General features: G+C 67.6%; 1 protein-coding gene. It reads right to left on the bottom strand.

All coding sequences use genetic code 11. From position 1 onward, the window contains the following. Positions 1-435: hypothetical protein (locus FLP08_RS17090; RefSeq protein ID WP_500681183.1), on the bottom strand; the 435-nt coding region annotated here is incomplete at both ends.

Here is a 435-nt window from a genome sequence, read left to right on the forward strand (position 1 = left end):
CGGCGCTGGGCGTCGTCTTCCAGGCTGCCATAGACGTTGTCGCGCAGGATGCGGCCGCTTTCGTTGCTGGACGCGCGGCTATCGCCATCGTCCTGGCCTTCCGGATGATGGGCGCGGAAGGTGGTGACCTCGATGATCTCGCGGCCGAAGTGCACGTGTACCAGTTTGAAGCGGCGGCCGATGATCCGCGCGTTGCGGAATTCGGCGCGGACCTGCTCCGGCGTGGCGCTGGTGGCGACATCGAAGTCCTTGGGAGCGATGCCGAGCATCTGGTCGCGTACGCAGCCCCCGACCACGTAGGCCTGGTAGCCGGCCCGCTGGAGGATCTCGACGACCTTGACGGCGTTCCGGCTGAACTGGTCCCGGCGCAGGGAGTGCTGGTTGTTACCGATGACTTCCGGGGTTGTACGGACGGCGCGCGGACGGCGCAGGGGG

It is taken from the genome of Christiangramia aestuarii, from assembly GCF_009735585.1.
Taxonomy (GTDB): domain Bacteria; phylum Bacteroidota; class Bacteroidia; order Flavobacteriales; family Flavobacteriaceae; genus Christiangramia; species Christiangramia aestuarii.